Here is an 18,337-nt window from a genome sequence, read left to right as displayed (position 1 = left end):
CTCAACATGCACCTCGTCGACCACGGCCTGTTCCGCGCCGTGTACAACAACTTCCACGACCTCGGCGGCGGCATGTACCGCTGCAGCCAGCCGAGCCCGGCACAGATCCGCAAGTACCACAAGCGTTACGGCATCCGCAGCATCGTGAATCTGCGCGGCTTCAACGAATACGGCTCGTACGAACTCGAACGCGAGGCGTGCCGGGAACTCGGCATCGCGCTGCACGACATCGAGCTGTACTCGCGCAACCCGCCCACCGCGCAACGCGTGCGCGACTTCCGCGCGCTTTTTGCGTCACTCGAATACCCGGCACTGATGCACTGCAAATCCGGCGCCGACCGCGCCGGACTCGGTGCGGCCCTGTACCGCATCCTGCACCTGAAACACCCGGTCGCCGACGCGCTCTCGGAGCTGTCGTGGCGCTACGGCCACTTCAAGCAGGCGCGCACCGGCGTGCTGGATTTCTTCCTGATGAGCTACCTCGCGTACAACGCCCGCACGCCGATCGACTTCATGGACTGGGTGAATACCGTCTACGACGAGAAGACCCTGAAGCCGCAGTTCCAGGAGGAAGGCTGGGCGAGCCTGATTGTCGACAAGGTCCTGCACCGCGAATGAAGGATTCGATCGTCCTCTACCGCCGCCTGCTCGCGACCATCCTGCCCTACCGCAAGGTCGTCGTGATCTCGGTGATCGCAATGATCGCCGCCGCGTCGCTCGAGCCGGTGATGCCCGCACTGCTGAAGCCCCTCGTCGACAAGAGCCTGATCGCGAAGGAACACGCCGCGCAGTGGCAGGTCCCGCTCTTCCTGATGCTCGCCTTCCTCGTGAAGGGCCTTGCCGAGTACGCTGCCAGCGTGTCCAGCCAGTGGGTCGCGAACAAGGCGATCACGGATCTGCGCCAGCGCGTCTATCGCCACCAGATGCACCTGCCGCTGTCGGTGCATCAGGCCGAGGCGCAGGGCCGCATGATGTCGCGCATCCTGTACGACATCCCGCAGGTCGGCAGCGCCTTGTCGAACGCGTGGATCATCGTCGTGCGCGACACGATGGTGATCGTCGGGCTCGCGGGCTACCTGCTGTGGACGGCGTGGGAGCTGACCTTGCTGTTGCTCCTGATCGCACCGGTCGTCGCGTGGGCGATCCGCAACGCGAGCCGCAAGCTGCGCGGCGGCAACCGCGCGATGCAGGAGACGGCCGCGCGCATGACCGGCACCGTCGGCGAAAGCCTCGCCGGCATCCGCGAGATCAAGCTCTTCGGCACGCACGAGCACGAGGACCGGCGCTTCGCCGACATCTCCGAGCGGCTGAGGAAGGAAACGATGCGCACGGTGCGCATCTCGTCGGTGAACGTGCCGCTGGTGCAGGTGCTCGCCGCGACCGCGGTGGCCATCGTGATCTGGGCAGCCTCGGCGCTGTCGGCGCAGGACCGCCTGACGCCCGGCACCTTCGTCGCGTTCGTCGCCGCGATGGCGATGCTGTTCGAACCGATCCGCCGCCTCACCAACATCAACACCGTGATCCAGAAGGGGCTCGCCGGGGCGCAGAGCATCTTCGAGCTCCTCGACCGCGAGCCCGAGCCCGACACCGAGGGTGCCGACGGTCCGCGCGCACGCGGCGCGCTGCGCTTCGAGCAGGTCCGCTTCCGCTATCCCGGCCAGACCGAGCCCGCGATCCGCGACTTCACGCTCGACATCCCGCCCGGCAGGACGATCGCGCTCGTGGGCGCCTCGGGCAGCGGCAAGACCACGACAATCCAGCTGATCGCGCGCTTCTTCGAGCCCGAAGCCGGGCGCATCCTGCTCGACGGCGCCCCGATCGCCGAGGCGCCGCTCGCGTGGCTGCGCGCGCAGATCGCTTGGGTCGGCCAGCAGGTCGTGCTCTTCGACGACACCGTCGCCGCGAACATCGCCTACGGCCGGCCGGACATCGCCGAAGCCGACGTGATCCGCGCCGCCCGCCACGCCCACGCGATGGAGTTCATCGACAAGCTGCCGCAGGGCCTCGCGACGCGTGTCGGCACGAACGGCAGCCAGCTCTCCGGCGGCCAGCGCCAACGCATCGCGATCGCGCGCGCCTTCCTGAAGGACGCGCCGATCCTGCTGCTCGACGAGGCAACGTCCGCGCTCGACAACGAGTCCGAACGCGCGGTGAAGGAAGCGCTCGCCAAACTGCGCCAGAACCGCACGGTGCTGGTCGTCGCACACCGGCTGTCGACGATCCGCGACGCGGACCTCATCGTCGTCATGGAGCACGGCCGCATCGTCGAACAGGGCAGCCACGCCGAACTGGCCGCGGCCGGCGGCGCCTACGCGCACCTGCTCGCGAGCGGCGAAGGCATCGCGCCGGACGCCGAGCCCGTGCCGGTCGAACCCGCGCCGGCGCCGCGCTCCTGAGCGGGCGGTCCGCGTCTTACTGCGGATCGAAGGTGTAGCCGAACAGCTCGATGTCGGGCGCGAAGCGCTCGCCGACCAGCGCGGCGAGCTCGTCGGTGTAGTAGCTGCGGTAGTCCTTGCCGCGATCCTTCGCCTGGCGCTTGTGCGGCAACTCCGGCGCCTTGATGCCGATGCGGCGGCACGCTTCCTCGAAGTCGTCGTGCAGGTTCTCGTAGCGGCCGATGAAGTCCACCAGCACCTTGCCGTGCAAGTCGATCACGTAATCCGACTGCAGGTCGATGCTGGTGTCGACGTGGTACTGGTAGGGCCGCTCCGGGTCGAGCTTCCAGCGGATGAACTCATCGAAGGTTTCGACGTGGCTCATCAGGTGCGGACGTTCGCGGCGGATGTGGTGGAAGGAGCTGACCTGCAGGTCCCACGGGTTGCGCACGAACACGAACTTGAAGAGCTTCTCGAACAGCTCCTGCGGCAGCATCTCCTGTGCAGCGACGATCTTCGAATGGCGCGGGAACTTGATCCCGAGCCGATGCCCCGACAGCGCCGACAGGCGCGAGCACAGGAACTGCACCGGATACCACGGATCGCGGAAACGCAACGGACTGAGCGCGTCGCGCACCGAGGTGCCGCCGGTCTTGGCGGTGTGCACGAAGAGGAAGTTGTATTTCAGGGACAGCAGCATCTTCAGCTTTCCACAGGCAATTCGTTGTTCGGGGTGACGCCGAGGAGCGCGAGGTAGGCCGCGGCGGCGGCGTCGCGCGTGTAGGCGGACACGGCGGCCCGCAGCACGTCCGGCGGCTGTGGCGCGTCGAGCGTCGCGGCCATTGCGGCGGCAAGCCCCTCGGCGTCGCCGACCGGCACCAGCGGCCCCCAGCGCCCGCCGGCGAGGACTTCGCGCGGCCCGCTCGGGCAGTCGGTGGACACGCTCGGCACCCCCAGCGCCAGCGCTTCGGTCAGCACGTTGGGCGAACCTTCCCACGCGGAACTCAGCACGAAAAGCCGCGCCTTCGTCATCCACGCGTAAGGGTTCGGCGTGAAGCCGGGCAGCGCGACGTCGCCGCCCACGCCGAGTTCGGCGGCGAGCTGTTCGAGGCGGCTGCGGCCGCGGCCGTCGCCGAGGATCACGAGCCGCGCCGGCCGTGCCGCACGCAGCTTCGCGAAGGCGCGGACCAGCGTCGGGAAATCCTTCTGCTCGGTCAGCCGCCCGGCGCCGAGAATCAGCGGCACGCTGGCGTCGGCGACCCAGGGGTGCTCGGGCACTTCCTGCGCCAGCGTCGCCAGCCGCGGCGTGACGACCGGATTGCGCACCACCGACAGGCGCCCGCCGTCGAGACCGGTGAGGCGCGCGGCGTCCTCGCGCACGCCGTCGGAGACGCATACGACGTGATCGACATGCGGATAGAAGAACCGCATCGGCGCGACACGCAGCCAGCGCGCGAGGCCGCTGCGCCCTTCCAGCGCCGCCGACAGGTTGGTGCCGAGGCGGCCGACGATGCGGCAGGACACGCCCGCGAGCGCGCGCGCCGCGACTGCCGCGCGGATCGCACGATCCTTCGCCGCCAGCAGCGCCACGGGACGGGCGCGCCGCAGGTAGCGCGCGAGCGGGCCGATCGCGAGCGCGCTGTGACGCACGCCGAGATCGATCAGCCGCACGTCCGGCGGCAGGGCGCCGAGATGCGCGCTGTCGGCACGGATCGCCAGCAGGTCGACGCCGATGCCGCGCGCGGCGAAGCCGTCGACCAGGTTGAGAACCATCCGCTCCACCCCGCCCGCGCCGGAGAAGGAGATGAACACCGCGAGCCGCGGCGGGGCCGATCCCTGCGGGACATCCAGGCAAGTCATCGTCACGACGCGAGGAATTCGAGCGAATCGACGCGCGACGCGGGACGCTCGCCCCGCCCCTCGATGAAGATCCGGTGCCACAGCGCAAACTGCAGCAGCGAGAACAGTGTCCGCGTCGCGGCACTGCTGCCGCCGCGCTTGGCGTGCACCAGATGCCCCACCTCGCCCGCATTGAACCAGTGCCGGATCGCCGGCAGGGTCGGCAAGAGCTGCTCGAGCCGCGTCAGGAAATCACCGCTCAGCCACTCGCCGACGGGCACATGGAAACCGCGCTTCCTGCCCGACACCTGCGCCTCCTGCAGATAGGGACGCGCCCATTCCTTCAGGAAGACCTTGCCGCGGCGTCCGCTCACTTTCAAGTCATCCGGCAGGGACAGGCCGAATTCGACGATCCGGTGATCCAGGAACGGCACGCGCCCCTCCAGGCCCCAAGCCATCATCATGCGATCGGACTTGACCATCAGGTTGTCCGGCAGCGCGGTCACCAGTTCGTCGTACTGCATGCGCTGCAGCGGCGTCCAGCCGGCCGGCGTCGCCCGCCAGGCGTCGATGAAGGGCTGGCGCACGCGCCTGAAAGCCGCCCCCAGCTCCGTACCGAGCAAATGGCGCTGCTCCCGGCGGCCGAGCGAACCGCTGGTCCGGAAACCGCCGGAGCCGGGAAAAAGCACGCTCTTGATCCAGCGCTCGGCCGACGGACTGCTGAAGCGGCCGTAACCGGCGAACACCTCGTCGCCGCCTTCGCCGGAGAACACGACCTTCAGCTCCTGCGCCGCGTGTTGCGACAGCAGCGAGGTCGGGATGCTGGCGTAATCGCGCATCAGGTCATCCGCCGCCCACACCGTGGCCGGCAGGTGTTCGAAGAGTTCGATCTTGTCCGGCCGGATTTCGGTATGAACGCTGCCGTAGCGAGTCGCCATCTCCCGCGCGGGCGGCAGTTCGTCCTGGGTGCCGGTGCCCGGAAAGCCCACCGAAAAAGTCCGGACCGGATGTTTGCCGTACTGCGTCAACAGCGCCAGCAACGTGCCGGAATCGACACCGCCGGAGAGGAACAGGCCGAACGGCACGTCCGCGCGCATGTGCTGGTGCATGACGGTTTCCATCAAGGGGTCGAACTGCTCCCTGGCCTCCTCGAACGTCAGCCGCTGCGCCCGCACGTCGAGCGCCGACCAGTACTGCCAGCGGCGCACCAGGCGCCCCGCTTCGAACAGCACCGCCTCACCCGGCGCGATCCGCTCCACGCCCTTGAGAATCGTCGTTCGCCCGGAGTTGAACTGGTTGTGGAGAAACTGCACCAGGCCATCGGGATCGATTGCGGGCGCCCCCGGCAGCGCCGGGAGCAGGGCCTTCAGTTCCGACGCGAACGCGTAGCCGCCGGGCACCTCGCCCAGGAACAAGGGCTTGATCCCCAGCCGGTCGCGGGCGAGCAGCAGCCGCTTGCGCGGCCGGTCGTAGAGCGCCAGCGCAAACATGCCGCAAAGCTGCTGCAGGCAGTCGTCGCCGTCCCGGTCATACGCATGGAGGATGGTTTCGCTGTCGGAGCGCGTCTGGTAGTGCGCGCCGTCCTTCTCCAGTTCGCTGCGCAACTCCAGATCGTTGTAGATCTCGCCGTTTGCGACGACCACGAGATCATCGCCGCGCGCATAAAGCGGCTGATGCCCGTGCGCGAGATCCATGATCGACAGGCGCGTATGCGCGAGCCCGATCCCGTCCCCGCAGAAGAAGCCCTGGTCGTCCGGGCCGCGATGGGCGAGGGCCGCAGCCATGCGCCGAAGGAGCGCCTCGTCGGCAGGACGATCCTGGAAAACGACACCTGCGATGCCACACATCAGGAAGATCCGGGTGAGATTGAGAAGACACGGCCCTCAAAGGGACCAAAGAGGCGGAAAAAAGCGGGGAATTGTAGCATTGCGACCGCGAAGGTTGCGGGGGTCACGTGGGTACTCTAGACTCCGCGCCTGCCGAGGTTCGGGCTCGCCCCGCAGGTGCTGCGGGCAAATGCATCCTGGACGATGGCTGCCCACGCCCCGGATCAGACGCGCTCCGCGCGAAGGTTTTCTCGATGATTAAGCAGGACACCCCCCAACCAACCAGCAGTGATCAACGCGGCGCGCAGCTTGGCCTTTTCGCGCTGTGCCTGGCCCATGTCGTGATCTGGACGCTCGTCCCGTCCCTCACCTACCCTTCGGTGCCGCGAGATACCGTGGAAGGCATCGCATGGGGGAAGCTGTGGCAGCTCGGTTACGACAAGCACCCCCCGCTGGCCCCGTGGCTGTCCGCCTTCGTCACCGACCTCTTCGGCAGCGTCGGCTGGCCGGTCTATCTGGCGTCGCAACTTTGCATCGCGCTCACCTTCTGGGCCGTCTGGTCGCTGGCGAAAACCCTGCTGGTGACGCCCTGGCGCGCTTTCGCCGCGGTCCTCCTGCTGGAGGGCGTTGCGTTCTTCAACGCATCCAACGCGTTCAACTCGACGTCGTTCATCCTCAACCCCAACGTCGTAATGCTGCCCACCTGGGCGATGCTGTGCCTGACCGTCCATCGCGCGATCCTCGCGCCCGACGCGTGGCGCTGGTCCCATGCCGGCCTGTGGGCGGGACTGGCGGTCCTGGCAAAATACGAGACGGGGATTCTCTTCGTGGTCCTCGCGATCGTTCTCGTCGCCACCCGGGAAGGCCGCCGCAGCCTGTCGAGCCGCGGATTCTACGTCGGCGTGCTGGTGTCGGTGCTCGTCGTGATGCCGCACCTGGTCTGGCTCGCCCAGCACGACTTCCTCCCCGTCAAGTACGCGCTCGGGCGCCTGGACACCGAGGCCCTGCCGGGCGTGCCGCGCCACGGCGCGAATCACCCCGTCTATCAACCGCTGCTGTTCCTGCGCTCGCAGATCGGCTACACGCTGCCGGCCGCGTTGTTGTTCCTGATCCTGAAACGCCGGCGGCAAGCCTTCGACCGGCACGATTTCAACCATGTCTTCGCGTTGAGCCTCGCACTCGGCCCCCTCATCGTGGCGATGCTGTTCGGCTTTGCGACGCGCGCGAACCTCGTGACGGCCTGGGGTTTCCCGTTCTATTCGCTGGCCGGCATCGCGCTCGTGCTGTTCTACGTGCCCGAGGTCGACAAGCAACGGATTGCCCGACTGGGCGCCGCCGTCGTCGCGCTGACCCTCGCCCTGGTCCTGCGCCATGCCTGGAACTTCCACCAGCGCCCGTGGGACGAAGCGACTTTCCCTTACGAACCGCTGCTCGACCACGTCACGCAGACCTGGGATAGCCAGCATCCCGGCGCTCCGTTGCGCTTCGTCGGCGGTGACCGCTGGACGGTCGCGGGCATGGTGTCCTACTCGAAGGCCGGACTGATCCCCTTTTTCGGGACGGACGCGGGCGGCAACCCCTGGCTGAACGAGGGGGACGTGCGGACCGCCGGGGCCGTCTTCGTCCATCCGCTGAGCCAGCAGCCGAACGGCGAGGCCCTCATCCGGAGCCTGCGGGCGCGCTTCCCTGCGCTGACCGGCGAAGAGACCATCGACATGGCGCCGCTGTCAAAGGCCGCGCAGCCCCCGATCCGCCTGTGGATCGGTTACCTGCCGCCCGGCCAATAGCGCCGGAAGCGTCTCAGCCGGCGCAGCGGGCCGGCAGCCCGAAAGCCTCGAGGTAGGCGTCGGTCGCCGCCGACACGGTGTAAGGCCGGACGGCGGCCTTGAGCATCGCCGGCGGCAGCGGCGCGCGGAGGGTCTCGGCGATTGCGTGGTGCAGCGCCGCGACGTCGTCCACCGCCACCAGGCGACCGAACTGCCCGCCGTGCAGGATTTCCGACGGACCGCTGGGACAATCGGTCGATACGACGGGGGTCCCCACGGCCATCGCCTCGATCAGCACGAAACCCAGCCCTTCCCAGCGGGAAGTCATCGCGAACAGGCGGGCATGGGCCATGTAGGCGTAGGGATTATCGACGTAGCCGGGCAGCGCGAAATCGTCCGCCACTCCCAGCGCGGCAGCCTGTTCGAGCAGCGCCTCCCGCCGGCCGCCCTTGCCCAGGATCATCAGGCGGCAGGGCTGTTCCTGGCGCAGGCGCGCAAACGCCTGCAACAGCACATCGAACCCCTTGCGCTCGCAGATCTCGCCCACGCCGAGGATCACTGGCGGCTGGCCCTGCTCGAACCACGGATGCTCGGGACGCGGGAACTCCTGCTCCAGCAGCGCATCCGGAACCACCGGACTGGCGACCGGCCTGATGCGCGAGCGCTCGAGCCCTGTATAGGCGGCCATGTCGTCGGCCACCCCCGCGCAGGTCACGATGACCTGGTCCGCGTACGGATAGAGCTTTCCCATGGAGTTCCGCTGCACCCACCGCTCGAACGCGCCGCGATGGTCGAGGTCGATCGAAATCGTGGTGCCGGAGCTGAACACCAGCCGCGTCGCGGTTCCGGCGAGCCAGCGCGCCGCGAGCGCGCTGCGATTGACGCGATCCTTGTCGCTCAGCATCACGACGGGGCGTTTGGCCTTCAGGTAGCGAGCGACAGCGAAAACTGCGGAATAAGTGTGGCGCGTACCGAGGTCGATGACGTGCAGGCGCGGGTGGGAGAAGCGGATATCGGGGCCGTGGCGGCGCACCTTCAGCACGTCGACGTGGTAGCCCCGTCCGACCAGCTCCGGGACCAGGTGCTTCATCGCGCGATCGACGCCGCTGTGGCCGGAGGTCGACACGAAGATGGCGATTCGGGCGCCGTCCGTCATGACGCGCCCTGCGCGAGCGACTCGAACAAGGCGTGGTACTTCGCGGCGCATCGTTCCATCGTGTATTCGGCGACCGCGGCGCGGCGTGCGGCGGGGTCGCCGGGCTGCGCCAGCACGGCCTTCATCGCGGCGGCCATCGCGTCCGCGTCGTCGACCGGCACCAGCGGCGCGACCGCCCCGCCGGCGAGCACTTCCCGCGGCCCCGACGGACAATCGGTGGCGACCAGCGGCGTGCCGAGCGCCAGCGCCTCGGTCAGCGCATTCGGCGACCCCTCCCAGCGCGAGGCGAGCACGAAGAGCGCGGCGCGCGCGAGGTAGGGATAGGGATTCGGATCGAAACCGTGCAGCTCGACGTCGGCCGCCACGCCGAGCTTGGCGGCGAGCCGTTCGAGATCACCGCGCAAGCGCCCTTCCCCCAGGATCAGCAAGCGGCAGGGACGCTCCGCATGCACCCGGGCAAAGGCGTCCAGCAGGGTGTCGAAGGCCTTCTGCCGGCGCAGCCCGCCGATGCCGAGGACGACCGGCGGCTCACCGGGGGCAAACCACGGATGATCGATCGGCCGGGCGGCCTGGGCGGCGAGGCCGGGGGTGATGACCGGATTGCGGATGAGGTGCACGCGCTCGGGCGCGAGGGTCGCGATTGCGGAGATGTCGTCGACCACGCCCTGGGAATTGCCGACGACGGCGGTCGCCGCGCGATGCACGTATTTGACCAGCAACAGCGCCCGCCACCGGGTGTACGCGCTTCGCCGCGCCAGACGCGCGGAAAACGTGGTGCCGGGGCGCATGATCAAGGCGAACGGCACGCCGGCGAGCTTGCGCGCGAGCAGCGCCGCCAGCGCCGATTCATCCTTGCCGCACAGCACGAAGTCGGGGCGCGCCTCGCGCAGATAGCGGCAGAATGCCGGCTGCACGCCGAACAGGCCGGCGCGGCCGGTTTCGACGATGCGCACGCGGGGATCGAGGCGGTCGACAAACGGGGCGCCGCGCGTGCGGACGATGAAATCGACGTCGACGCCGCGCCCGACCAGGCCGCTGGCCAGGTTCACCAGCATCCGCTCGACGCCTCCGTCACCGAAGGAAGGGATGAAAACGGCGAGGCGCATTGACGGGATACACCTGAAAAAAGCGGCGAGTTTACTCCATCACGGGGCACAAATCGCGAGGCGCGCGGGCGCGGCCCGTTCGGCCATCGGCATTCGCCGGCGCCTGCTCACGCGCTCCTGTCCCCGTCCGCCGGATCTTCCAGTCCCAGCGCCGCGCGATACACCCGCAGGTTTTCTTCCGGCGAAAACCGCCGCACCGCTTCGCGCAGGAAATCGGGATCGGGGGACGCATCGAGCGTGGCCAGGATCGCCTCCGCCAGCGCGGCCGGATTTCCCGGCGGCACCAGGCGGCCGTAACGGCCATCGACGAGGATCTCGCGCGGGCCGCTCGGACAATCGGTGGCGACCACCGGCACCCCGAGCGCCAACGCTTCGGCGAGAACGATACCGAACGCTTCGGCGACCGAGGATAGTGCCAGCAGGCGCGCACGCGCGAGCCACGCGTAGGGATTCGCCGCAAAGCCCGCCAGGTGCACGCGCCCCTGCAAGTGGAGCTGCGCCACCAGCGACTCCAGCGCCGCCCGCGCCCGTCCCTCGCCGAGAATGACCAGCTGCAGCGACGGCCGGGCCGCGCCCAGCTGCGCGAAGGCGCGAATCAGCGTCGGGAAGTCCTTCTCCTCTTCGAGCCGGCCGATGGCGACGATGAAGCTTTCCGGCACCTGCGCGAGACACGGCGCCGCAGGGCTTTCCTTGGCGCGCATCTGCAGATCGCCGGCCGCGATCGCGGGATATGCGATGAGTATATCCTCGGGCAATAGCCGAAGGAGTCCTGCCGCATCCGCCGCGACCTCGCGCGACGTGGCGACCAGCGCGTCGCCTGCCGCCAGGCTTTGCGCGGCACGCAACTGGCGGCGGGGCTTGTCCGCCAGGCGCAGCTGCGTCGAGAGGTGGGTGTGGATGACATTCACCAGACGGAACGACACGCCGGCCAGCGACCGCGCCCAACGAAGCTGGCGGATGAGACGAGGTCGATGGTTTAATATCACCCTTGGTTTGCACCGCCGCAAATAACGCGCCAGTTCCAGCGCTCCCGCTATCGGATGAAGGCTGCGCAACATCACGATGTTCGCGCCCTTCGGAAGCGCCGTGAAATACGGGCTGTCCCGACCGAGCAGGAGCAGATCGACCGCGACCCCCGACGCAATGAGCGCTTCCGTCAGCTGCACCACGATCTTGCCGATTCCCCCCTTGCCCAGCGGGCCCACCAGCATCGAGACCGACGGGCCTGGCGCAGCGGCTTCGGAGCGGGAGAGGGGCATCACGGGCATGGTCGGATCGATTGCCAAAGTTTGAAATGTTAGCCCATCCGACAGCACAACAAACCTTCCCCCGCAGCTTGCCGCTGATCTCCCGCCAAATCGGGGTCGCCTCGCTTTACGCGTTCGGCTTCTCCGCGCTCTTCATACCGGCGCTCGCGAATACGGCGCTCGGGCTGATGCTGCTCGCCGCCCTGCTCGAACCGGCGCGGCTCGCGCGGGCTGCCCGCAGCAGCGGCTCGCTCGCCCTGTTGCTGGCGCTGCTCGCCGTTTTCGGCCTGGGCCTCGCGTTCGGGTGGCCCCCCGCCCACCGGCCGCTCGACCTGTCGGTGGGGACACGCTTCATCCAGCTGTGGGTATTCTGGCTGATTGCCTACTGGACCGATGCGGACGACAAGCGGATATCCCGGCTGCTCGCCTTCGCCCTCGCCGGTTTCATGCTCGGACGCATCGTCGCGATCGACTGGAGCACGCCGCCGGCCATCCTGACCGGCGAACGGATCCGCCTCGGCTTCAGTTCCATCAACCATTTCGGGGAATATTCGGGCGCCCTGCTGATCGGCCTGGTGTGCTTCCGCGCACGGCTGTGGAAAACGGCGGAGCCGTGGCGGTGGTGGGTCCGCGCCGGCTGGGCGGCCGGCACGCTGACGGCGATTTACTGGACGATCGCGGCCCAGTCGCGCGGGGTCTGGGTGGCGCTGCTGGCCTTGCTCGTGCTACGCATCGTGACGCTCACGCGGCGCCCCCGGATCAAGCTGCTTGTCCTGGGCGCGCTGATCGCGCTCGGCATCGCCGGCCTCGCCACCGACAACGTCGTCTCGAACCGCATCCTATCGGAAGCATCGACCTATCGCCAGATTCTCGGCGGCGAATGGGCCAGCCTGCCCTATGACTCCATCGGAATCCGCGTGCACATGCTCCACTTCGGACTGCAGCAGTGGGCCGCTCATCCGTGGTTCGGCAACGGGCCGGGGGCGACCCCGCAGTTGCTCGCCGGGGCCGCGGAGGTGCAGTTGCACGATTTCAAGCATCTGCACAACCTTCCCCTGGAGTTCCTCGTCCGGCTCGGCGCACTCGGCGCCTCGATCATGGCCGCACTGTTCGCGACCATCCTGTTCGCCAGCTGGCGTGCGTGGCGGAGGGGGCTGCTGCCCGGCGACATCGCGGCGTTCGCGCTGACCGTGCTGATGCTCGACGCCATCTTCAACCTGACCGATTTCCGCTTGCTGGCCTGGGATGGGCGAAATTTCTGGCTGCTGTTCGCCGGACTGGGCTACGCGACCGCACTCCGGGCCCGGACATGACGATGCGCATCCTCATCGTCCGCACCTCCGCGATCGGCGACATCGTGTTCGCCTCGCCCTTCCCCGCCGTGTTGCGCAAGGCCTATCCGGACGCGCACATCGCGTGGCTCACCGAACCGGGCCTTGGCGCGCTGGTTGCCGACGACCCCGACGTCGACGCCGTGCTGCCCTGGCCCAAGACCGAGTGGGCGAAACTGTGGCGCGAGCGCCGCTTCGTCGCGCTGTGGCGCTCGGTGCGCGAATTCCGCCGCCGCATGCACGCCGAACGCTTCGACCTCGCGCTCGACATGCAGGGCCTGCTGAAGAGCGGCATCGCAACCTGGCTGTCGGGCGCGCAGCGCCGCGTGGGACTGGGCTCGCGCGAAGGCAGCCGCTTCCTGATGACCGAAGTGGTGCCCAAGGGCGGCGTCATCGAACGCATCAGTTCCGAGTACCGCTTCCTCGCCGAGGAGCTCGGCCTGCCGGCGGGCGATTTCGTGCCCTTCCTGCACGTCAATCCGGCCGCAGAGGAGCGCGCGCTCGCGCTGCTCGCCGAACGCGGCCTCGCACCCGGCCGCTACGCGGTCTTCGCCCCCTTCACGACACGCCCGCAGAAGCACTGGTTCGAGGACGCCTGGCAGGCGCTGGGACCGAAGGTCGCCGCCGAACTCGGCCTCACGCCGGTGATCCTGGGCGGCCCCGGCGACCGCGAGGCGGCCGCGCGCATCGCCGCGCCCGGCACCGGCATCCTCGACCTCGCCGGCGCGACCAGGCTCCCGGAAGCGACCGCGGTCGTCAAGCACGCCGGCCTCGTCATCGGCGTCGACACCGGCCTCACGCACATGGGCATCGCGTTCGCGCGCCCGACCGTGTCGATCTTCGGTTCGACGCGGCCCTATCTCGACACCGGACGGCCCAACGCGCGCGTGATCTGGCTCGGGCTGCCGTGCTCGCCGTGCAAGCGCAGCCCGACCTGCAATGGCGCCTTCACCTGCCTGCGCGACATCAGCGCCGAGCGCGCGCTCGCCGAAGCGCGCCTCGCGCTCGCGGCCGGGGCCGACGCGTGAAAGTGCTGCACGTCGAAGCCGGTAAGCACTTCTACGGCGGCGCGCGCCAGGTCGCCTTCATCCTCGAAGGCCTGAAGGCGCGCGGCATCGACAACGTGCTCGCGTGCCCGGCCGGCAGCGACATCGCGGCGGCCGCCGCACCCTTCGCGACCGTCGTGCCGATGGCGATGGGCGGCGACGCCGACATCGCGCTCGCCGGAAGGCTGAAGACGCTGATCCGGGCCGAACGCCCGGACGTCGTGCATCTGCACAGCCGCCGCGGCGCCGACCTGTGGGGCGGCGTCGCCGCGCGCCTCGCGGGCGTGCCCTGCGTGCTGTCGCGCCGCGTCGACAACCCCGAACCGCGCTGGCTCGTCGCGCTCAAGTACCGCCTCTACGACCATGTGATCACGATCTCGGAAGGCATCCGCGACGTGCTCCTCGCCGAGGGCCTCGCGCCGGAGAAGGTGAGCTGCGTGCGCAGCGCGCTGGATGCGACGCCCTGGCTCGTGCCGGTCGACCGCGCCGCGTTCCGCCGCGAATTCGACCTGCCTGCCGACGCGCTGACGATCGCGATGGCGGCACAGCTGATCCCGCGCAAGGGGCACCGCTACCTCCTCGAGGCGCTGCCGCCGCTGCTTGCCGAATTCCCGACGCTGCACGTCGTGCTCTTCGGCAAGGGGCCGCTCGAAGCCGAATTGCGCGCCGAGATCGCCGTGCGCGGCCTCGCGGACCGCGTGCGCCTCGCCGGCTTCCGCGACGACCTGCCGCGCTGGCTCGGCGGTGCCGACATCCTCGCCCACCCGGCTGACATGGAAGGACTGGGCATCGCGCTGCTGCAGGCCTCCGCTGCCGGCGTGCCGATCGTGACGAGCCGCGCCGGGGGGCTGCCGGAGGCGGTCGCCGACGGCGTCAGCGGCCTGCTGATCCCGCCCGGCGACGTCAATGCGCTCGGCAGCGCCCTGCGACAGTTGCTCGCCGATCCCGCACTGCGCCGCCGTCTCGGCGACGCGGGCCGCGCGCGCATCCTCGCGGAGTTCTCCATCGACGCGATGGTCGAGGGCAACCTCGCCGTCTATCGCCAAGTGACCGGAAACCGACCCTCATGACGATTCCGTCGCTCCACATCATCGGCAGCCGCGAAATGGGCGGTGCCGAACGCTGGTTCGTGCGCTTCCTGCGCGCCATGCAGCGCGCCGGCCTGCCGGTGCAGGCGCTGGTGCGCAGCGGCGGCGACCTCGCCACGCGCCACCTCGCTGGCATCCCGACGCGGGAACTGCCGATGCGCACCGTGTGGGACCCGCTCTCGCGCTGGCAGGTGAGCGCCTACGCGCGCGCCGCCCGCACGCCGATCGTGCAGACCTACATGGGCCGCGCCTCGCGCCTCACGCACCTCAAACCCGGCCGCGGCCAGGTCCACGTCGCGCGCCTCGGCGGCTACTACGCGCTGCATCCCTTCCGCCACGCGCACGCGTGGATCGGCAACACCAAGGGCCTGTGCGACTGGATGATCCAGCACGGCCTGCCGGCGAGCCGCGTGCATCACATCACGAACTTCGCCGACGCGCCGATTCCCGTCGACGCCGACAAGGTCGCGGCGCTACGCGCGCAGATCGGCGCCCGCGACGACGACTGGCTGCTGCTGCACCCGGGACGCTTCGTGAAGGTCAAGGGCCACACGACACTGCTCGCCGCCTTCGCCCGCCTGCCGGCCGAGATCACCGGCCGCCGCCCGCGGTTGATCCTGCTCGGCGACGGCCCGCTGCGCGAAGCGCTCGAAACGCAGGCGCGCGAGCTCGGCATCATGGACCGCATCGTGTGGGCGGGCTGGCAGCATGAGCCCGCCCAGTGGTTCCACCTCGCCGACGCCGTCGTTTTCCCGTCGCGCGACGAGGAGACGCTCGGCAACGTCGTGCTCGAAGCCTGGGCCTACCGCAAGCCGCTCGTCGCGACCGCCTTCCGCGGCGCCCGCGAGATCGCCCATCACGGCGAGGACAGCTGGATCGTGCCGTGCGACGATCCAGCCGCGCTCGCCGCCGGCATCGAAGGGCTGCTCGCCGACGCCGCGCTGCAGACCGCCTTCGTCGCGCAGGGCGTGCGCCGCGTCATCGACGACTTCGGCGAAGCCGCGATCCTCGCGCGCTACCAGGCACTCTACGCGCGCCTCGCCGGCGGCTGACGCCGCGGCATCGTGCGACAATGCGCCCTGAGTCTCCGCCCGCCCCCGCCATGAGCCACGGCATCAACATCCTGATGTACCACCAGATCGGCAATTTCGCGCCGATGCAGGCGCACCGCTCGACCTACTGCCGCGTCGACCGCTTCGCCGCGCAGATGGCTTGGCTCGCCCGCTTCGGCTATCGCGTGCTGTCGATGGACGAGGTGCTCGCGTGCGTGCAGGGCGAAATGGCGATCCCCGAGCGCGCGGTCGCACTGACCTTCGACGACGGCTATGAAAACTTCTACGAGCACGCGTGGCCGATCCTGCAGCGCTACCAGTTTCCGGCGATGGTCTATCTGATCGCGGGACTCATCGGCAAGCCCTCGGAATGGTTCGCCCGCGACGGCCGCGACACCCCGCCGCTGATGAGCGCCGAGCGCATCCGCCAGCTGCGCCGCGAAGGCTGCGGCTTCGGCGGCCACTCGGTGAACCACGTGAAGCTCGCCGAGCAGGACACCGCGACGATCCGCCGCGAAGTCACCGACTGCAAAGCGATGCTCGAAGACCTGCTGGGCGAAGCCGTGCCGCACTTCTGCTATCCCTACGGCAGCCACGACATCCGCGCCGTCGAGGCCGTCGCCGAAGCGGGCTACGCGTGCGCGACGACCTGCCTGCGCGCGCCCGCGACCGTCGCCGACGACCCGCTGACACTGCCGCGCAAGGCGGTCTCCTACGGCGACAGCTTGGTCGGTGTACTGTGGAAGATGCACCTCAAGAACACGCCGAAGCAGCCACCGATCCGGCGCGCGGAATTCGTGCCATCGACCTGAAGCTTCAGCCCTTCTCGACCAGCACGTCCTCCATCACCAGGTACTGCAGGTCAGAGGCGAAGAACATATCGAGCGCGTCTCGCGGCGAACAGACGATCGGCTCGCCACGACGGTTCAGCGAGGTGTTCAGCACAACCCCGTTGCCGGTGAGCCTTTCAAGTTCTTCGATCAGCGCGTAATACCGAGGATGCTGCTCGCGCCGCACGACTTGCGCGCGCGCCGTGCCGTCCTCGTGCACGACTTCCGGCACCCGCACCTTCCACGAATCGGCGACGTCGAAGGTCAGCGTCATGAAAGGCGCGGGATGCGAACCCGCAAGCATTTGCGGGGCAACCCGATCGAGCATCGCCGGGCCGAACGGCCGCCAGCGTTCGCGGAACTTGATCTGCTCGTTGATGCGGTCGGCCACACCCGCGACACTCGGACAGCCGAGGATCGAACGCGCACCCAAGGCCCGCGGCCCGAACTCCATCCGCCCCTGGAACCACGCGACCGGATGCCCATCGGCGAGCAATCGGGCGATACGACGGGGCACGTCGTCTAGCACATGCCAGCGCGGGAGGACGGGATATGCCTCGCACGCCGCGATTACGTCCTCGTTCGTATGCCGCGGCCCCAGATAGACATGCTCCATGCACTCGATCACGACGCCGCGCTTCGCCGATACCGCCGCCGCAGCCCCGAGCGCCGTCCCCGCATCCCCCGCGGCCGGTTGCACAAAGAGCTCGCGCACATCGCCGCGCGCGACGATGCGCTGGTTGAGCTTGACGTTGAGCGCTCCCGCGCCCGCGAACGCGATCCGCCCAGTCTCGCGAAGCATGTCGCCGAGGTCATGGTCGATCATCTGCAGCGCGAGCGCCTCGAAAAACGCCTGCATCGCCGCCGCGTAATGCACGTAGGGCTCGTCAGCGGCATCGCCCCGCCGAGGCGGCCCGAGCCAGTCAACCAGCCGCCGCGAGAACGAATAACTCCGCCCGTCTTCCATGTAGCGCTGGCCGGCGGCCACGTTCACGTACGACGTGTCGATGACGAGCTCGCCGTCCTCGAAACACGCAAGCCGCGACAGGTCGAAGCGACGCGGATCGCCGTAGGGCGCCATCCCCATCAGCTTGTATTCGCCGTCCCCCATCTCGAACCCCAGATATTCGGTCAGAGCGCCGTACAGCGCCCAAAGCGAGTGCGGATAGGCGGATTCGCGGAGGCGGTGAATCCGCCCGCTCTCACCGTAACCGAGAAGACTGCCGGACCCGGTGAGACACAGGATCGCCGTGTGCTCGGCAAAGCCCGAGCAGTAATAGGCACTCGCGGCGTGCGAATCGAGGTAGTCGACCGGCTCGATCGGCGTGCGCGCAGCATCGAAATCCAAGTCGCCGAGAAAGGCTTCGACCCGGGCCCGATCCGTAGCGGATTCGCCATCCGACGCTAGCGCCACCGCGACGACATCAACCTCGTCCGGCGCAATCCCCGCCGACGCCAGGCAGAAACTCGCCGCCTCTCTCGGCATCCTGCCCGGCGCATGCCGCTCGCGCACGAAGCGCTCCTCCTCGGCCGCCGCGACGAGCTGCCCGTCGACGTACAAGGCCGCCGCCGGGTCGCAGGCCCGGCTGCCGGAAAGGCCGAGAACAGTGAACGCCAAAGAAGAATCCCGGTTGTTCAGTCACCCGGCAACCAAATACAACCGTTCGCCCTGAGC

15 protein-coding genes are annotated in these 18,337 nt (G+C 69.0%); 8 read left to right on the top strand and 7 right to left on the bottom strand.

All coding sequences use genetic code 11. From position 1 onward, the window contains the following. Window positions 1-6: 6 nt before the first annotated feature. Window positions 7-618, top strand: a complete 612-nt coding sequence (locus tag CDA09_RS02590) for a fused DSP-PTPase phosphatase/NAD kinase-like protein (RefSeq protein WP_164844360.1) — start codon at window positions 7-9, stop codon at window positions 616-618. Then, complete coding sequence (gene msbA, locus CDA09_RS02585; protein WP_121427194.1) at window positions 615-2,396, top strand: lipid A export permease/ATP-binding protein MsbA; 1,782 nt, start codon at window positions 615-617, stop codon at window positions 2,394-2,396. The genes CDA09_RS02590 and msbA overlap by 4 nt, the downstream gene beginning before the upstream one ends. 16 nt (window positions 2,397-2,412) lie before the next feature. Here msbA and CDA09_RS02580 read toward each other — a convergent pair whose 3' ends face one another. Genes CDA09_RS02580 through asnB form a run of 3 tightly spaced genes read right to left on the bottom strand, consistent with a single transcriptional unit; the run spans window position 2,413 to window position 6,061 of the window. After that, on the bottom strand, window positions 2,413-3,075 hold the full coding sequence (locus CDA09_RS02580; protein ID WP_121427193.1) for a sulfotransferase family 2 domain-containing protein: 663 nt from the start codon (window positions 3,073-3,075) through the stop codon (window positions 2,413-2,415). 2 nt (window positions 3,076-3,077) lie between these two features. Next, a complete protein-coding gene (locus CDA09_RS02575; RefSeq protein WP_121427192.1) occupies window positions 3,078-4,235 on the bottom strand; it encodes a glycosyltransferase in 1,158 nt (385 codons plus the stop codon). 2 nt (window positions 4,236-4,237) lie between these two features. Continuing rightward, the gene (gene asnB, locus CDA09_RS02570) at window positions 4,238-6,061 is read right to left on the bottom strand and encodes an asparagine synthase (glutamine-hydrolyzing) (protein ID WP_121427191.1); all 1,824 of its coding nucleotides are present in this window, start codon (window positions 6,059-6,061) and stop codon (window positions 4,238-4,240) included. Window positions 6,062-6,294: 233 nt separating this feature from the next. On the opposite strand from asnB, the gene CDA09_RS02565 reads away from it, so the two are divergent. Next, entirely contained in the window at window positions 6,295-7,827 is a 1,533-nt protein-coding gene (locus tag CDA09_RS02565) for a glycosyltransferase family 39 protein (RefSeq protein ID WP_121427190.1), read from the top strand. Window positions 7,828-7,840: 13 nt separating this feature from the next. Here CDA09_RS02565 and CDA09_RS02560 read toward each other — a convergent pair whose 3' ends face one another. From CDA09_RS02560 to CDA09_RS02550, 3 genes are all read right to left on the bottom strand, one after another. Continuing rightward, the gene (locus CDA09_RS02560) at window positions 7,841-8,962 is read right to left on the bottom strand and encodes a glycosyltransferase (protein ID WP_121427189.1); all 1,122 of its coding nucleotides are present in this window, start codon (window positions 8,960-8,962) and stop codon (window positions 7,841-7,843) included. Next, window positions 8,959-10,068, bottom strand: coding sequence for a glycosyltransferase (locus CDA09_RS02555; protein WP_121427188.1), 1,110 nt, complete (start codon window positions 10,066-10,068; stop codon window positions 8,959-8,961). The genes CDA09_RS02560 and CDA09_RS02555 overlap by 4 nt, the downstream gene beginning before the upstream one ends. Window positions 10,069-10,175: 107 nt before the next feature. Further along, a complete protein-coding gene (locus CDA09_RS02550) occupies window positions 10,176-11,336 on the bottom strand; it encodes a glycosyltransferase (protein ID WP_121427187.1) in 1,161 nt (386 codons plus the stop codon). 26 nt (window positions 11,337-11,362) lie between these two features. Here CDA09_RS02550 and CDA09_RS02545 point away from each other — a divergent pair, with 26 nt between their 5' ends. Genes CDA09_RS02545 through CDA09_RS02525 form a run of 5 tightly spaced genes read left to right on the top strand, consistent with a single transcriptional unit; the run spans window position 11,363 to window position 16,644 of the window. Then, window positions 11,363-12,628, top strand: a complete 1,266-nt coding sequence (locus tag CDA09_RS02545) for an O-antigen ligase family protein (RefSeq protein ID WP_121427186.1) — start codon at window positions 11,363-11,365, stop codon at window positions 12,626-12,628. A gap of 2 nt (window positions 12,629-12,630) precedes the next feature. After that, complete coding sequence (locus tag CDA09_RS02540; protein ID WP_164844359.1) at window positions 12,631-13,674, top strand: glycosyltransferase family 9 protein; 1,044 nt, start codon at window positions 12,631-12,633, stop codon at window positions 13,672-13,674. Further along, window positions 13,671-14,762: a glycosyltransferase gene (locus CDA09_RS02535; protein ID WP_121427184.1), complete on the top strand. Its 1,092-nt coding sequence runs from the start codon at window positions 13,671-13,673 to the stop codon at window positions 14,760-14,762. Before CDA09_RS02540 ends, CDA09_RS02535 begins: the two co-directional genes overlap by 4 nt. After that, on the top strand, window positions 14,759-15,832 hold the full coding sequence (locus tag CDA09_RS02530; protein WP_121427183.1) for a glycosyltransferase: 1,074 nt from the start codon (window positions 14,759-14,761) through the stop codon (window positions 15,830-15,832). The genes CDA09_RS02535 and CDA09_RS02530 overlap by 4 nt, the downstream gene beginning before the upstream one ends. A gap of 50 nt (window positions 15,833-15,882) precedes the next feature. Next, window positions 15,883-16,644 (top strand): polysaccharide deacetylase family protein, encoded by a 762-nt coding sequence (locus CDA09_RS02525; protein WP_121427182.1) that lies wholly within the window; start codon window positions 15,883-15,885, stop codon window positions 16,642-16,644. A gap of 4 nt (window positions 16,645-16,648) precedes the next feature. Here CDA09_RS02525 and CDA09_RS02520 read toward each other — a convergent pair whose 3' ends face one another. Continuing rightward, on the bottom strand, window positions 16,649-18,280 hold the full coding sequence (locus tag CDA09_RS02520) for a carbamoyltransferase family protein (RefSeq protein WP_121427181.1): 1,632 nt from the start codon (window positions 18,278-18,280) through the stop codon (window positions 16,649-16,651). Between the last annotated feature and the right edge of the window lie 57 nt (window positions 18,281-18,337).

Origin of the sequence: Azoarcus sp. DN11 (genome assembly GCF_003628555.1) — a bacterium.
Lineage (GTDB): Bacteria > Pseudomonadota > Gammaproteobacteria > Burkholderiales > Rhodocyclaceae > Aromatoleum.
This window is presented reverse-complemented; position numbering and strand designations above follow the sequence as displayed.

Excerpts from the sequence above, each read along its gene's own strand:
- CDA09_RS02590 (WP_164844360.1), top strand. The coding sequence starts at position 7 with ATGCACCTCGTCGACCACGGCCTGTTCCGCGCCGTGTACAACAACTTC.
- msbA (WP_121427194.1), top strand. The coding sequence starts at position 615 with ATGAAGGATTCGATCGTCCTCTACCGCCGCCTGCTCGCGACCATCCTG.
- CDA09_RS02580 (WP_121427193.1), bottom strand. The coding sequence starts at position 3,075 with ATGCTGCTGTCCCTGAAATACAACTTCCTCTTCGTGCACACCGCCAAG.
- CDA09_RS02575 (WP_121427192.1), bottom strand. The coding sequence starts at position 4,235 with ATGACTTGCCTGGATGTCCCGCAGGGATCGGCCCCGCCGCGGCTCGCG.
- asnB (WP_121427191.1), bottom strand. The coding sequence starts at position 6,061 with ATGTGTGGCATCGCAGGTGTCGTTTTCCAGGATCGTCCTGCCGACGAG.
- CDA09_RS02565 (WP_121427190.1), top strand. The coding sequence starts at position 6,295 with ATGATTAAGCAGGACACCCCCCAACCAACCAGCAGTGATCAACGCGGC.
- CDA09_RS02560 (WP_121427189.1), bottom strand. The coding sequence starts at position 8,962 with ATGACGGACGGCGCCCGAATCGCCATCTTCGTGTCGACCTCCGGCCAC.
- CDA09_RS02555 (WP_121427188.1), bottom strand. The coding sequence starts at position 10,068 with ATGCGCCTCGCCGTTTTCATCCCTTCCTTCGGTGACGGAGGCGTCGAG.
- CDA09_RS02550 (WP_121427187.1), bottom strand. The coding sequence starts at position 11,336 with ATGCCCGTGATGCCCCTCTCCCGCTCCGAAGCCGCTGCGCCAGGCCCG.
- CDA09_RS02545 (WP_121427186.1), top strand. The coding sequence starts at position 11,363 with ATGTTAGCCCATCCGACAGCACAACAAACCTTCCCCCGCAGCTTGCCG.
- CDA09_RS02540 (WP_164844359.1), top strand. The coding sequence starts at position 12,631 with ATGCGCATCCTCATCGTCCGCACCTCCGCGATCGGCGACATCGTGTTC.
- CDA09_RS02530 (WP_121427183.1), top strand. The coding sequence starts at position 14,759 with ATGACGATTCCGTCGCTCCACATCATCGGCAGCCGCGAAATGGGCGGT.
- CDA09_RS02525 (WP_121427182.1), top strand. The coding sequence starts at position 15,883 with ATGAGCCACGGCATCAACATCCTGATGTACCACCAGATCGGCAATTTC.